Below are 14,043 nucleotides of genomic sequence, written 5' to 3' on the forward strand. Positions count from 1 at the left end.
CTATTCGGGCTCGGGAGCCTTGGTTGGCTCGAGCGTAATGTCGGTCAGGGTACCCTGCAGTTTGTTGAGATAATGCAGCAGGCTGACCGAGTCGTCGAAGCTGAAGCCGTGCAGCCCCTGGCTATAAAATTCCTGAATCCGCTCCTGCAGATTGTTCCAGTAGGTTTGGCCCGTTTCGGTCAGTCTCACCAGTCTGGCCCGACCGTCCTCGGGATGGGGGACACGCACAACATGGTCGTCCCGTTCCATCCGCTTGAGGACGCCATCGAGATTCTGGCGACTGACCACCAGATAGTCGGTCAGCTCATTGAACGAGACTCCCTGTTCATATCCTGTGCGTGACAGGGCTCCGAGTACGGCCCATTGCACTGTGCTGATGCCCATCTCTTTCTGTACCTGGCGTTGCAGTACGTTGCCGGTCTGAAAAAGACGGAAAAACAGCCGGTTGGGGATGCCTCCGGAATCCAGTTGAGTCATCGTAGGTCCTTGTATGCCTGTTTAAGTGGTGAGCTGCTGTAACCTCTCACGCACCGGGGATACAGAAACTACAGCTTTGTCGCTTCTCGAACGATGATATTTTTCATGATCTGGGCCGTGCCGTCACCTATTTGCAGCCCCAGAACGTCACGCAGTCGCTGTGCCATCGGGAAGTCTTCATCGTAACCGGTGTGACCATGGGCCAGCAGGCACTGATGGACGACATCATACGCGAGCTTGGGCGCCCACCACTTGTTCATCGCTGCTTCACTGTTGTGTGGCAGTCCGTTGTCTTTCAGCCACAGCGAGTAATAACACTGCAGCCGGGCTGCGCCGACATAGGTTTGCAGTTCGGCCAGGGGGTGGGTCAGGCCCTGGAAGGCTGACAGCGGTTGATCGAAGGCGTGGCGTTCGGTGAGCCACTCCCAGGTCTCGTCCAGTGACTGCTGGGCAATGGCCAGGCATTGCAGGCCGATCAGTGCACGGCTGTAGTCAAAGCCTTGCATGACCTGCTTGAAGCCGCTGCCTTCTGTTCCCAGCAGGTGGCTGGCCGGGATTTCCACTGAGTCGAAGAAGATCGAGCCGCGGCCGATGGCGTGCTGGCCCAGGTCCTTGAAACGCGTGGTGGTGATACCGGGCAGGTTCATCGGCACCAGGAAGGCGCTGATGCCGCTGGCGCGCTGTTGCTGGGTGCCGGTGCGGGCGAACACCACGGCGACGTCGGCCTGGTCGGCGATCGAGATTGAGGTCTTTTCACCGTTCAATACATAGCTGTCGCCGCGGCGCTCGGCCTTGAGGCGCAGGCTGGCCGCATCGGAGCCGCCGTGGGGTTCTGTCAGTGCAATACACACCAGCTTGCGACCGGCGATGATCTGCGGCAGCCACTCCTGTGCCAGTTCTGGCTGGGCGAAGTTGGCGATGATCTGACCGTTGAGCGAGCACAGCAGCGGCAGGTAGCCAACATTGAAGTCACCGCGGGCGATTTCTTCGATGATCAGGCCACTGGTGACGCAGTCCAGTCCGCTGCCGCCGAATGCTTCCGGCAGTTCGCCGCCGAGTAATCCCATCTCGCCGAGCTGTTCGGCGACGCTGCGCTCGATGCCGCCTTCCTGTTCCCGTTGGGCGTAGCGTGGTGCCAGCACCTCCTTGCTGAAGCGGGCCACCATTTCCCGGATCGCGTTTTGTTCTTCGGTAAATGCAAAATTCATGTCGGCCTCCTGGGCGTTTGTCGACAGCTGGCCGTGCCGGCGGCACGGCCAGCTGTACGCTGTTATTTGTAGAACTTGCGGAAGTCCGGCTTGCGTTTTTCCTTGAACGCGGCAGTGCCTTCCTTGGCTTCATCGGTGTCGTAGTACAGGCTCAGGGCCTGCATGCCCAGACCGCCGATGCCGGCAATATTGGCGCTGTCGGCGTTAAATGACCGCTTGGCGATGGACAGTGCGGTCGGGCTCTTTTCCAGAATCTCGTCACACCATTTCTGCACTTCGGCGTCGAGCTCGTCGTGGGGCACCACGGCGTTGACCAGGCCCCAGTCCAGCGCTTGCTGGGCGCTGTACTTGCGGCACAGGTACCAGATTTCGCGGGCGCGTTTCTCGCCGATCAGGCGCGACAGGTAGGCGGTGCCGAAGCCCGGATCGACGGAGCCGACTTTCGGTCCGACCTGGCCGAAGATGGCCTTGTCCGAGGCGATGGACAGGTCGCAGACCACGTGCAGTACGTGGCCGCCGCCAATGGCGAAACCGTTGACCCGGGCGATTACCGGTTTGGGTACTTCACGGATCAGGGTCTGCAGCTCTTCCACCGGGAGGCCGATCAGGCCGCGGCCGTCGTACTGGCCCTCATGGGCACTCTGGTCGCCGCCGGTGCAGAACGCCTTGTCGCCGGCACCGGTAAATACGATGACGCCGATATTCTTGTTCCAGCCGGCGCGGTTGAAGGCGTCCAGCAGTTCCATGCAGGTCTGGCCGCGGAAGGCGTTGTAGCGCTCCGGGCGGTTGATGGTGATGGTGGCGACACCGTCGTTTTCGCTGTAGAGGATATCTTCGTAATGCATTTTCAAGTCTCCCGTTAGCCGGCCATGGTCAGGCCGCCAGATACGCTGATCACCTGGCCTGTAATAAAGTTTGCGTCGTCGCTGGCGAGCATCGCAACGATGCCCGGATAGTCGTCCGGCTGGGCGAGACGGCCCAGCGGGATGGCGCGCCTGAAGGCTTCGAGCAGTTTGTCCGGGTTGCTGGAGGTGGCGGCAACATCCTTGAGCAGGGCGGTGTCGGTCGGTCCCGGGCAGACCACGTTCAGATTGACGCCCTTGCCCGCCAGCTCGCGCGCCAGGGTCTTGCTCAGGCCCACCAGTCCCGCCTTGCAGGCGGCATAGACCGCTTCGCCGGACGAGCCGACGCGGGCCGCATCCGAGGCAATATTGATAACTTTGCCGCCGCCGGCTTCGACCATCAGCGGCAGTACCACATGGTGCATGTTCAGTGCGCCGGTCAGGTTGACCGCGATCAGCTGATCCCAGAGTCCGGGTTCGGTTTTCAGGAACGGCATGAAGCGGTCGAAGGCGGCATTGTTCACCAGCACCGTCGGCAGACCGAGCTCGCGGGCGATGGTGTCGACGGTGGCGACGATGGCGTCGTAATCGGTGATGTCGGCGGTGTAGGCGATCGCGGTACCGCCGTCTCGGGTGATGGCGTCGACGGTGCTCTGCGCCGCCGCCTGATCGCGGTCCAGCACCGCGACCTTGCTGCCTTCGGCGACGAAGCGCTGGCAGATGGCGCGGCCGATGCCGCCGCCGCCGCCGGTTACGATGACGACTTTGCTGTCCAGTCCTTTCATATGCTGTGCCTCATTCTTGTCTGTTGATAGTGGTGGTAACGAGTGGTTTTCTTGCGGATGGGGTGAATTTCAGCGCCGTTTGGCCGACTCCAGACGCATCTGGCTGGCACGCTCGCGCAACTTGAATTTCTGAATCTTGCCGGACGGGGTCTGCGGCATGGCCGGCATGACCTCGACGTATTCCGGCAGGTAGGTTTTGCTGATCTGCAGCCCGAGCAGGTAGTCGACCACCTCGTCCAGTGTCAGGGTCTCGTAGCCGGGGTGCAGGGTGACATAGGCACAGAGCCGCTCGCCGAGCCGTTCATCCGGGCAGCCGACCAGGGCGGCCGAGGCGACGGCCGGGTGTTTGTAGAGCAGGTTTTCGACTTCGACGACCGGGATGTTTTCTCCGCCGCGTACCACCACGTCCTTGCTGCGTCCGGTGATGCGGATATAGCCCTCGGCCGTCATGCGTGCCAGGTCGCCGGTCGGGAACCAGCCCTCGGCATCGACGCCATAGAGCTCGGGGCGCTTGAGGTAGCCGATGAACAGGCTGGCGCCGCGGACCATCAGGTTGCCTTCCTCGCCCGTCGGTCGCGGCCGGCCGTCGGTGTCGACGACCCGGACTTCCATATGGGGCAGGGCAATGCCGTCGGTGTGGCTCGCGATCGAGGTATCGTCTTCGGGCCGGGTCATGGTCACGGCGCCGTTTTCGGTCATGCCCCAGGCCGACACTATCCGGGTCTTCATCCGCGTGGCTGCCTTTTCCACCAGGGCGCCGGGAATCGGTGCGCCGGCGGCGACGAAGATGCGCAGCGAATCAAGGGCGCCGGGATGGTGTCCGGCGGCCTCGACCAGGTCCGCGAGGAAGGGCGTCGAGGCCATGGTAAAGGTCGGCTTTTCCGCCTTGATTACCCGCAGCGCGTAGTCCAGGTTCCAGATGTCCTGCAGCACTACCGTGCCCTGCAGGTAGATCGGCATCATCATTCCGTATAGAAAGCCGGTCTGGTGGGCCAGTGGTGACGCCATCCAGACGATGTCTTCGGTGCCCAGGTGCAGGCGTTCGCTGTAGGGACGGGTATTGGCGAATAGCGTATTGGAACTGTGTAATACCCCCTTGGGTTCGCCTGTGGTACCAGAGGTATAGAGCAGCTGCACGACATCGTCGCCGCCGAGCAGGCGTTCGGCGAAGAGGGCTTGGGTATCGATTTCGTCTTCCCAGGCGCGCTCCAGCAGTCGCTGTTCGAAGCTGCTTCCGTCCTGGCCGCCGATGGTCAGGACGTGCTCCAGGTCCGGGAGTTCGGCCCGCAGCCCGTCGATCATGGCGGCGTAGTCGAAGCCGCGGTAGCGCTGCGGTATCACCAGCACGCGACTCTGGGCGTGGCGCAGCATGAAGCGCAGCTCCCGTTCGCGAAAGATCGGCATCAGCGGATTGAGGATGGCACCAATGCGCGCACAGGCCAGCAGCAGCGCGGTGGCCTGCCACCAGTTGGGCAGCTGGCACGAGACGATGTCGCCTTTTTTGACGCCCAGACCGGCCAGTCCGGCGGCGGTGCGGGTGGCAATGCGGTCAAGCTCGCGGTAGCTGATCGCCGTGCGCTCGTCCTGCTCGACGCGGTAACCGATGATCGCGGGTTTGTCGGGAGTGCTTGTCAGCACCTTGTCGAAGTAATATGTAATTGTATTGTCGTTCCATGCGCCTGATTTGATCATGCTTTCGCGACGGTCATGGACGGGGTGAGTCCCATTTATCATAACATTCTCGCCTGTTTGGTTTGTTTTTATTGCAACGCTGCTTGCGTCTGATCGTTGGTCAAACAATACGCTTTGATAAATTAATATGTCAATATATTGTCTTTAAAAATTATTGTGGCTAGACTGGCTGCATCTCATCGAAGTCGGCATCGGGTCACGCTGACCGATTTGGATAGGCCACAAACGTTCAACGGGAGGAGCCATGTCTTACAGCAATATTCGGGTGGAAGTATTCGACGGGGTGGGCCTGATCCGCCTCGACCGGCCCTCGGTGCTGAATGCGCTGAATGCTGCGCTGATGCAGGAGCTGGGCAAAGCGCTGCAGACGATGGAAGCCGATGAGGCCATCCGTGCGATGGTCATCACCGGCAGTGATCGCGCTTTCGCGGCTGGCGCTGATATCTCGGAGATTCAATCCAAGGGCTTTTCCGATCTTTACCTGGAAGACTTCGTCACGGCGGACTGGGAGCATGTCACCCGTTGTCGCAAGCCGGTGATTGCCGCCGTTGCCGGACTGGCATTGGGCGGCGGCTGTGAGCTGGCGATGATGTGCGACTTCATCATCGCCGCCGACAGCGCCCGCTTTGGTCAGCCGGAAGTCAAGGTGGGGACCTTGCCGGGCGCCGGGGGTACTCAGCGCCTGGCCCGTGCCGTAGGCAAGGCAAAAGCCATGGATCTGTGCTTGACCGGACGTCTGATGGATGCCGAAGAGGCAGAGCGCAGCGGTCTGGTCGCCCGGGTGGTGCCGGCCGCCGCGTTGTTCGAAGAGGCGCTGGCTGCGGCACGCCAGATCGCGGGTTATTCCGGCATGGCCGTGCGCCTGAACAAGGAGGCGGTCAACCGTGCTTTCGAAAGCAGCCTGGCGGAAGGGGTGCAGTTCGAGCGGCGCCTGCTTTATGCGAGCTTTGCCAGTGCGGATCAGAAAGAGGGCATGCAGGCATTTCTGGAGAAACGTGAACCGCGCTGGGCTGACCGCTAGTCGGTATCGATGCCAGCGCAACAACAATAACAGCAGGCCCTGGAGCCTGAAGGAGCTGTTCGATGTCCCAGTCGGTAGTGGTTACCAGGGTTGGCGAGATCTGTCTGGTACGTGTCGATAATCCCCCGGTGAATGCCCTGGGGCAGGAGCTGCGGGCCGGATTGCTGGAGGCCTTTGACGCGGCGGAAGCCGATCCGGCGATACGGGCATTGGTGCTGCTGTGCGCGGGGAAGACGTTCATTGCCGGTGCCGATATCAAGGAGTTTGGCAAGCCGCCCCAGCCACCCTTGCTGCCAGATTTGATAGGTCGCCTGGAAGGTGGTCGTAAACCTTCGGTGGCCGTGATCCATGGCTCTGCACTGGGGGGCGGGCTTGAGCTGGCGCTGGGTTGTCACTACCGTATTGCCCGCACCGATGCCCGGCTCGGACTGCCGGAAGTCCGGCTGGGCCTGCTGCCGGGTGCCGGCGGTACCCAGCGGCTGCCACGGCTGGCCGGGGTCGCCGTGGCGCTCGAGATGATTGTCGGCGGCGAGCCGATCAGCGCGGCCGAGGCGCTGCAGTACGGGATCGTCGACGAGCTGTTCGACGGCGACCTGGAAAGCGCTGGACTGGCCTTTGCGCGCTCACTGCTGGCCCGCAACGCGGGGCCACGCCGCAGTGGTGAGCAATGTGCTCACCTCGACACCGCTGTCGAGCCTCAGGCGCTGCTCGAGGCCAAGCGTCTCGAGGTGCAGCAGCGCATGCCGGGGCTTTACTCACCGCAGCGCTGTATCGATGCCATTGAAGCGGCGGTGTGCCTGCCGCTGGCCGAGGGGCTGCGCCGGGAGCGGGAGCTGTTCCTGCAATGCATGGCTTCGCCCCAGCGCGCGGCCCTGATCCACCGCTTTATGGCTGAGCGGCGTTACGCCCGGCAGTTGGATGATTCCGGCCAGGTATCGGCCGCTGCGGTCGGGCAGCGCCTGGCGCAGCGTTACCGTCAGGAGCTGGAGCAGCTGGCTGCCGAGGGTGTCGATGCCGGCCAGCTTGATGCCGCCCTGGCCGCGTTCGACATGGCCATCGGGCCCTTGCGTGTGGCTGCACAGGACTGCGTAGGGCAAGACACTGCAGACAACATTGACGCGTCGAATGGGACACTCGTCCTTGGAGAGGGCTGCCTGCTCGAGCGGCCGCTGCTGGCGCTCATCAACGAAGGCACGCAACTGCTCGCCGAGGCTGTTGTGCACCGGCCCGCTGATATCGACGCGATTCTGACGAAAGACTTTGGTTTTGCACCCCAGCGCGGCGGCCCGATGTTCTGCGCCGACCAGCTCGGATTGGGTCGGGTGCTGGAGCACATCCAATACTGGCAGCGGCGTCTGGGCGAGCATTGGGCGCCGGCCCCTCTGTTGCAACAGCTGGTTGCCGACGGCCGGTCCTTCGCCGACCTGAATGGCCAAAATTGATCGAGGAGTTTGTATGATTATCCGATATACCGTTGAAGAACTAGCCTTTCGCGATGAGGTGCGGGCGTTTCTGCAGCAAGCCCTGCCGGCCGATATTGCGGCCAGCGTCCGACTCGGCAAGCACCTGAGCAAAGAACAGCACCAGCGTTGGCAACGCATCCTTTCCAAGAAGGGCTGGTATGCCGCCAATTGGCCGGTGGAGCAGGGAGGCACCGGCTGGACAGTGGTGCAGAAGCATATTTTCCAGGAGGAGTGTGCGGCCTTCGGTGCGCCGCGCCTGATCTCCTTTGGTGTCAATATGGTGGCCCCGGTCATCATCAAGTTCGGTACTGAACAGCAGAAGGCCGAGTACCTGCCGCGCATCCTGTCCGGCGAGGACTGGTGGTGCCAGGGCTATTCGGAGCCAGGTGCTGGCTCCGATCTGGCGTCGCTGAAGACCCGGGCGGTACGTGACGGCGACCATTATGTCGTCAACGGCCAGAAGACCTGGACCACCCTTGGGCAGTACGCCAACCGCATATTCTGTCTGGTACGCACCGATCCCGATGCCCGGCCGCAGCAGGGCATCACCTTTCTGCTGATCGACATGGACAGCCCGGGAATCAGCGTGCGTCCGATCATTACCCTCGACGGCGAGCACGAGGTCAACGAGGTGTTTTTCGATAATGTCCGGGTGCCGGTCGAGAACCGCGTCGGTGACGAGAACCGCGGCTGGACCTGCGCCAAATACCTGTTGACCCACGAGCGCACCGGACAGGCCGGTATCGGTATCTCCAAGGCGGCGCTGGCGCATCTGAAACAGGTGGCGGCGCAGGAGTCCTGCAACGGCCGGCCGCTGATCGAGGATCCGTTGCTGCGCGCCCAGATTGCCGACGTCGAGATGCAGCTGATGGCGATCGAGATGAGCACGCTGCGGATACTGGCGGCGGCTCAGGCTGGCGGCGTTCCAGGTGCTGAAAGCTCGATCCTGAAGATCAAGGGGTCGGAAATCCGCCAGGCCATCAGTCATCTGATGCGCAAGGTGCTGGGGCCCCATGCACTGCCCTTCATTGAAGCGGAGCTGGATCCGGCTTTTGCCGGCGAGCTGCGTCACGCCGATTACAGTTCGGCACCGGCCAGTGAGTATTTCAATCTGCGCAAGCTGTCTATTTACGGCGGCTCCAACGAAATCCAGAAGAACATCATCGCCAAGATGATGCTCGAGCTGTAACGGGAGGACAGACCGATGGACTTCAATCTAACCGAAGAGCAGCAGATGCTGCAGGACACCCTGGCGCGCCTGGTGCGCGAGCAGTATGGCTTCGAGGCGCGCGAAGGCTTCTATCAGAGCGAGGCCGGATTCAGCAGCGCGTTCTGGCAGCAACTGGCGGAGCTGGGGCTGACCGCGGTGCCCTTTGACGAGGCACATGGTGGCTTCGGCGGTGGCGGTGTCGACAATCTGGTGATCATGACAGAGCTGGGCCGCGGTCTCTGTCTCGAACCGTTCCTGCAGAGTCAGATCTTCGCCGGCGGCCTGCTGCAGCAGTTGGCCAACCCCGATCAGCAGGAGGCGTTGTTGCCGCCGCTGGTCAGTGGCGAGTTGCACGTTGCGGTGGCGTTCGAAGAGCCACAGAGCCACTACCGGCTCAATGATGTGGCCTGCCGGGCCGAGGCGGTCGAAGGCGGCTGGCGGATCAGCGGTCGCAAGAGTGTCGTGATCGGTGGCGAAAGTGCTGGCCGGATACTGCTGTCGGCACGTACCGGTGGTGAGCAGCGTGACGAGTTTGGCATCAGTCTCTTTGTGCTGGATCCTGCCGCCGAAGGGGTCAGCCGTCGTGGCTATCCCTGCATCGACGGCCCGCGCGCCTGCGACCTGCAGCTGGAAAACGTATTCGTAGCATCCGGTGCACGGCTTGGGGAAGAAGGGCGGGCCCTCGACGCGCTGCGCTACCAGCAGGGGCGCGCCATCGCCGCTCAGTGTGCGGAAGCCCTCGGCAGCATGGAAGAGGTCTTTTCACTGACGCTGGACTACCTGAAGACGCGCAAGCAGTTCGGTCGGCCGATCGGGGAGTTCCAGGTACTGCAGCACCGCATGGCCGACATTTGCGGCGAGCTGGAACAGGCCCGTTCGATGGCGATCATGGCGGCCTGCGTGGCCGACGAGCCGGACAGCGAGGACCGCAGTCGGCGCCTTGCGGCTGCCAAATATATTCTGTCGCGGGCGGCACGCTTTATCGCCGAACAGGCCATCCAGTTGCATGGCGGCATCGGCATGACCTGGGAGTACAGCCTGTCTCACCATGCCAAGCGGCTGGTCATGCTGAGTCATCAATTCGGTGACGACGATCATCATCTGGACGCCTACGCGGCGTTGCTGGAAGTAGCCTGAGGCGGGGGAACACTATGATTCACGCATTCAAGCGTATCGGCGTAGTCGGTGCCGGCGCCATGGGGCGCGGCATCGTGCAATTGTTTGCCAGCAGCGGCATCGCGGTACGCCTGTATGACAGCCGGCCCGACGCGATCGACGAGGCCCTGACCTTCAATCGCGGCCTGCTGGAACGAGCCCATACCAGGGGCAAGCTCGATGACGCCTCGCTGGCGCTGGCGCTCGACTGCATGACACCGGCGCCGATGCTGGACGATCTGGCGGACTGCGATCTGGTAATCGAGGCGATTGTCGAGAACCTTGAGGCCAAGCAGGGGCTGTTCCGCGAGTTGGAGGCGCGGGTCGGCCCGACCGCAGTACTGGCCAGCAACACCTCGTCGCTATCGGTCTCCCGGATCGCCAGTGGCTGCCGCTATCCCGGGCGGGTGGCCGGTCTGCATTTCTTTAACCCGGTACCGTTGATGAAGGTCGTCGAGGTGGTGTGCGGCGCACGCACCGAGACTGACGTGATCCAGCGGCTGGTGGCGCTGGTCGAGCAGGCCGGGCATTTTGCCGCCCAGGTGCCGGATTCTCCCGGGTTTCTGGTCAATCATGCCGGGCGCGCTTACGGGCCGGAAGCGCTGCGTATCCTGTCCGAAGGGATCGCCACGCCACAGCAGATCGACCGCATCCTGCGCGACAGTCTCGGTTTTCCGATGGGGCCGTTTGAGCTGTTCGATCTGATGGGGCTGGATGTCTCGCATTCGGTGATGGAGTCGGTGCATGAGCAGTTCTATCAGGACCCGCGTTACACACCTTCGGCGCTGGTGCCGCCGAGGTTGGCTGCGGGCTTGCTCGGGCGCAAGAGCGGCGAAGGCTTCTATCGCTACATGGATGGCAAGCCGGTACCGGACGAGCCCGCCGAAGTACCGACTATAGCCCTCGAGCGACCGTTCTGGCTCGACTGCGAGGATGCCGGGATGCGGGCGCAGATCGGCGCCCTGCTCGGCGCGGCGGGCGCTGTGCTGGAAACCGGTGAAGCAGCCTCGGCGCAGGCGATCTGCGTGGTCACGCCACTGGGCGAGGATGCCAGCAGTCTGATCGCGCGCAAGCGACTGCCCGCCCGGCGTACGCTGGCGCTGGATACCTTTGCCGGCTTCGATCGGCGCCGGGTGCTGATGCGCCAGCCGGCGCTGGCACCGCAGGTGCTGGCTCAGGCACGCCAGGCCTTTGGCGCAGATGGCGTGCCTGTCGAGGTGATCAATGACTCGCCCGGCTTCATCGCCCAGCGGGTGCTGGCCGGCATCGTCAATCTGGGGTGCGAGATCGCCCAGCGTCGCATCGCCGATCCCGCCACGCTGGACCGCGCGGTTGAGCTGGCGCTGGGTTACCCCCAGGGGCCCCTGCGCTGCGGCGACAATTTCGGGCCGGAGCGCATCATGCGCATCTTGCATCATCTGCATGAGCTGTATCAGGACCCGCGTTACCGCGTCAGCCCCTGGTTGCGTCGTCGGGTTCAGCTCGGCCTGCCGCTGATCACACCGGAACAAACGGAGACCCTGCAATGAATGCCTACATCTACGATGGACTGAGAAGCCCCTTCGGGCGCCACGGCGGGGCGCTGGCAACGGTGCGGCCTGATGATCTGCTCGCCCACGTCGTGCGTGAGCTGGTGCAGCGTAATCCGTTTGCACCGCAGGATTACGAAGATCTGATGGCCGGCTGTTCCAACCAGGCGGGCGAGGATGCGCGCAATCTGGCCCGCCATGTCGCCTTGCTGGCCGGGCTGCCGGTTGGGGTGGCCGGCGTGACGCTGAACCGGCTCTGTGGCTCCGGCCTCGCGGCGGTGCTTGGTGCCGCCCAGGCGGTGCGGGCCGGCGAAGGCGACCTGTTTATCGCCGGCGGTGCCGAGAGCATGAGCCGGGCGCCCGTTGTCATGGCCAAGGCCGAGCGGGCCTATGATCGTGACCTGCGGATCTTCGACAGCACCATAGGCGCGCGTTTCCCCAACCCCCGGGTCGAGTCCGAGTACGGTGCCGACTCGATGCCGGAGACCGCCGATAACGTGGCTCGTGAGCTGGGCATCAGCCGTGACCATGCGGATGCTTATGCCGCACGCAGTCAGGCGCTGTTCGACGCCGCATTCAAGCGCGGTTTTTATGCCGATGAAGTGTTGCCGATCGAGGTCTGCCACGGTCGCAAGGCCCTGCCTGTCGCCATTACGGCCGACGAGCATCCGCGCCCGGACACCAGCGTTGAATCCCTGGCGCGGTTACGGCCGCTGTTTACGGACGGTGTGGTGACGGCGGGCAACGCATCCGGGATCAATGACGGTGCGGCGGCACTGGTACTCGGGTCACAGCGGGTTGGTGAGCGTTATGGGATTCGTCCGCGGGCGCGGATTTTGGCCGGGGCTGTTGCCGGTGTCAGTCCGCGGCTGATGGGGCTTGGCCCCGTACCCGCGATCTGTAGGGTGCTGCAGCGGGCAGGGCTGACGCTGGCCGACATGGACGTTATCGAGATCAATGAAGCTTTCGCCACCCAGGTGCTCGGCTGTGCAAAACAGCTGGATCTGGAATTCGGGGATAGCCGGCTCAACCCCAATGGCGGCGCCATCGCCATCGGACACCCGCTCGGGGCATCCGGCGCACGGCTGGTGCTGACCGCCATGCGGCAGCTCGAGCACAGTGGTGGGCGTTACGCCCTGGTCAGCCTGTGTGTCGGGCTGGGGCAGGGTATCGCCTGCGTTCTTGAGCGTCAGAACTGAAACAAAACAACAAAGTATTATCCGGAGAGATGCATCATGACTAACAAGGCAAGTTTCAACTGGGAAGATCCGTTGCTGCTCGATCAGCAGCTGACCGACGAAGAGCGCATGGTGGCTAACACCGCACGGCAATTTGCCACGGACAAGCTGGCTCCGCGGGTACTGGAGGCGTTTCGCCGCGAGTATACGGATCCGGCGATCTTCCGTGAAATGGGCGAAACCGGTCTGCTGGGCGCAACCATACCGGAGCAATATGGCGGCAGTGGCATGAACTACGTCTGCTACGGACTGATCGCGCGTGAAGTTGAACGGGTCGATTCGGGGTATCGCTCGATGATGAGCGTACAGTCCTCGCTGGTAATGGTGCCGATCAATGAGTTCGGCAACGAAGCGACCCGGCAGAAATACCTGCCCAAGCTCGCCAGCGGCGAGTGGATAGGCTGCTTTGGCCTGACCGAGCCGAATCACGGTTCAGACCCGGGCGCTATGATCACCCGCGCCCGCAAGGTCGAGGGGGGCTATCGCCTGACCGGCAACAAGATGTGGATCACCAACAGTCCCATTGCCGACGTTTTTGTGGTCTGGGCCAAGGATGATGCCGGCGAAATCCGCGGCTTTGTACTGGAAAAGGGCTGGGACGGCCTGTCCGCCCCGGCGATCCACGGTAAGGTCGGTCTGCGGGCATCCATTACCGGCGAAATCGTCATGGACAACGTTTTTGTGCCGGAGGAAAACGCTTTCCCCGACGTGCGTGGCCTGAAAGGTCCCTTCACCTGTCTGAATTCGGCCCGCTATGGCATCAGCTGGGGCGCGCTCGGTGCCGCTGAGGACTGCTGGCATACCGCCCGTCAGTATACGCTGGACCGCCAGCAGTTCGGTCGCCCGCTGGCGCAGAATCAGCTGATCCAGAAAAAGCTCGCTGACATGCAGACTGAAATCTGCTTGGCGCTGCAGGGTTGCCTGCGCCTAGGGCGGATGAAGGACGAGGGCATAGCGGCGGTTGAAATCACCTCTATCATGAAGCGCAACAGTTGCGGCAAGTCGCTGGATATTGCCCGCTTGGCGCGCGACATGCTCGGCGGCAATGGCATCAGTGACGAATTTGGCGTCGCGCGCCACCTCGTCAATCTCGAAGTGGTCAACACCTACGAAGGCACCCACGATATTCATGCGTTGATCCTGGGGCGTGCTCAGACCGGGCTGCAGGCGTTTTACTGATAGGCTCAAGCACCCACCAGGACCTGGCTGGGTGCTGTGATGTGACAGGGAACTGTGCCCTCTTGTGGACAAAAATAATACGAAAAACAACCAGGTTATTCTTTGTCGCAGTAGATCAGCGTTAGATCCGACAGGCTAGTCAGAATCATCGACTGCGATCAGCGATACCTTGCGTTGGTTCCCTGGCTGGAAGCCAGCTTAGCAGTGTTGGAGGGGCCTTAATTCCAACTGGAACCTATATCTG

12 protein-coding genes are annotated in these 14,043 nt (G+C 62.6%); 7 read left to right on the forward strand and 5 right to left on the reverse strand.

What is annotated here, in order from left to right:
* The 5 genes from KDW95_RS19765 to KDW95_RS19785 all read right to left on the reverse strand — a co-directional run bounded on the left by KDW95_RS19765 (position 1) and on the right by KDW95_RS19785 (position 5,046).
* Entirely contained in the window at positions 1-477 is a 477-nt protein-coding gene (locus tag KDW95_RS19765; RefSeq protein ID WP_255853487.1) for a MarR family winged helix-turn-helix transcriptional regulator, read from the reverse strand.
* A gap of 68 nt (positions 478-545) precedes the next feature.
* Positions 546-1,685 carry a cyclohexanecarboxyl-CoA dehydrogenase gene (gene aliB / locus KDW95_RS19770; RefSeq protein WP_255853488.1) on the reverse strand — a complete coding sequence of 380 codons (1,140 nt, stop codon included), beginning with the start codon at positions 1,683-1,685 and terminating at the stop codon, positions 546-548.
* Positions 1,686-1,747: 62 nt separating this feature from the next.
* On the reverse strand, positions 1,748-2,530 hold the full coding sequence (locus KDW95_RS19775) for an enoyl-CoA hydratase-related protein (protein WP_255853489.1): 783 nt from the start codon (positions 2,528-2,530) through the stop codon (positions 1,748-1,750).
* 14 nt (positions 2,531-2,544) lie between these two features.
* Positions 2,545-3,312 carry an SDR family NAD(P)-dependent oxidoreductase gene (locus KDW95_RS19780; protein ID WP_255853490.1) on the reverse strand — a complete coding sequence of 256 codons (768 nt, stop codon included), beginning with the start codon at positions 3,310-3,312 and terminating at the stop codon, positions 2,545-2,547.
* Between the two features lie 69 nt (positions 3,313-3,381).
* Positions 3,382-5,046, reverse strand: a complete 1,665-nt coding sequence (locus KDW95_RS19785; protein ID WP_255853491.1) for an AMP-binding protein — start codon at positions 5,044-5,046, stop codon at positions 3,382-3,384.
* A gap of 202 nt (positions 5,047-5,248) precedes the next feature.
* On the opposite strand from KDW95_RS19785, the gene KDW95_RS19790 reads away from it, so the two are divergent.
* The 7 genes from KDW95_RS19790 (at position 5,249) to KDW95_RS19820 (ending at position 13,799) form a co-directional block, all read left to right on the forward strand.
* Positions 5,249-6,025, forward strand: a complete 777-nt coding sequence (locus KDW95_RS19790; RefSeq protein WP_255853492.1) for an enoyl-CoA hydratase — start codon at positions 5,249-5,251, stop codon at positions 6,023-6,025.
* 62 nt (positions 6,026-6,087) lie between these two features.
* Entirely contained in the window at positions 6,088-7,467 is a 1,380-nt protein-coding gene (locus tag KDW95_RS19795; RefSeq protein WP_255853493.1) for an enoyl-CoA hydratase-related protein, read from the forward strand.
* A 13-nt stretch (positions 7,468-7,480) separates the two neighbouring features.
* Positions 7,481-8,677 carry an acyl-CoA dehydrogenase family protein gene (locus KDW95_RS19800; RefSeq protein ID WP_255853494.1) on the forward strand — a complete coding sequence of 399 codons (1,197 nt, stop codon included), beginning with the start codon at positions 7,481-7,483 and terminating at the stop codon, positions 8,675-8,677.
* Between the two features lie 15 nt (positions 8,678-8,692).
* The gene (locus tag KDW95_RS19805) at positions 8,693-9,835 is read left to right on the forward strand and encodes an acyl-CoA dehydrogenase family protein (RefSeq protein ID WP_255853495.1); all 1,143 of its coding nucleotides are present in this window, start codon (positions 8,693-8,695) and stop codon (positions 9,833-9,835) included.
* 14 nt (positions 9,836-9,849) lie between these two features.
* On the forward strand, positions 9,850-11,382 hold the full coding sequence (locus tag KDW95_RS19810) for a 3-hydroxyacyl-CoA dehydrogenase (protein WP_255853496.1): 1,533 nt from the start codon (positions 9,850-9,852) through the stop codon (positions 11,380-11,382).
* Positions 11,379-12,581, forward strand: a complete 1,203-nt coding sequence (locus KDW95_RS19815; RefSeq protein WP_255853497.1) for a 3-oxoadipyl-CoA thiolase — start codon at positions 11,379-11,381, stop codon at positions 12,579-12,581. Before KDW95_RS19810 ends, KDW95_RS19815 begins: the two co-directional genes overlap by 4 nt.
* A gap of 36 nt (positions 12,582-12,617) precedes the next feature.
* Positions 12,618-13,799, forward strand: a complete 1,182-nt coding sequence (locus tag KDW95_RS19820) for an acyl-CoA dehydrogenase (protein ID WP_255853498.1) — start codon at positions 12,618-12,620, stop codon at positions 13,797-13,799.
* Positions 13,800-14,043 lie beyond the last annotated feature (244 nt).

Origin of the sequence: Marinobacterium rhizophilum, assembly GCF_024397915.1 — a bacterium.
GTDB classification, from domain to species: domain Bacteria; phylum Pseudomonadota; class Gammaproteobacteria; order Pseudomonadales; family Balneatricaceae; genus Marinobacterium_A; species Marinobacterium_A rhizophilum_A.

Excerpts from the sequence above, each read along its gene's own strand:
- KDW95_RS19765 (WP_255853487.1), bottom strand. The coding sequence starts at position 477 with ATGACTCAACTGGATTCCGGAGGCATCCCCAACCGGCTGTTTTTCCGT.
- aliB (WP_255853488.1), bottom strand. The coding sequence starts at position 1,685 with ATGAATTTTGCATTTACCGAAGAACAAAACGCGATCCGGGAAATGGTG.
- KDW95_RS19775 (WP_255853489.1), bottom strand. The coding sequence starts at position 2,530 with ATGCATTACGAAGATATCCTCTACAGCGAAAACGACGGTGTCGCCACC.
- KDW95_RS19780 (WP_255853490.1), bottom strand. The coding sequence starts at position 3,312 with ATGAAAGGACTGGACAGCAAAGTCGTCATCGTAACCGGCGGCGGCGGC.
- KDW95_RS19785 (WP_255853491.1), bottom strand. The coding sequence starts at position 5,046 with ATGATAAATGGGACTCACCCCGTCCATGACCGTCGCGAAAGCATGATC.
- KDW95_RS19790 (WP_255853492.1), top strand. The coding sequence starts at position 5,249 with ATGTCTTACAGCAATATTCGGGTGGAAGTATTCGACGGGGTGGGCCTG.
- KDW95_RS19795 (WP_255853493.1), top strand. The coding sequence starts at position 6,088 with ATGTCCCAGTCGGTAGTGGTTACCAGGGTTGGCGAGATCTGTCTGGTA.
- KDW95_RS19800 (WP_255853494.1), top strand. The coding sequence starts at position 7,481 with ATGATTATCCGATATACCGTTGAAGAACTAGCCTTTCGCGATGAGGTG.
- KDW95_RS19805 (WP_255853495.1), top strand. The coding sequence starts at position 8,693 with ATGGACTTCAATCTAACCGAAGAGCAGCAGATGCTGCAGGACACCCTG.
- KDW95_RS19810 (WP_255853496.1), top strand. The coding sequence starts at position 9,850 with ATGATTCACGCATTCAAGCGTATCGGCGTAGTCGGTGCCGGCGCCATG.
- KDW95_RS19815 (WP_255853497.1), top strand. The coding sequence starts at position 11,379 with ATGAATGCCTACATCTACGATGGACTGAGAAGCCCCTTCGGGCGCCAC.
- KDW95_RS19820 (WP_255853498.1), top strand. The coding sequence starts at position 12,618 with ATGACTAACAAGGCAAGTTTCAACTGGGAAGATCCGTTGCTGCTCGAT.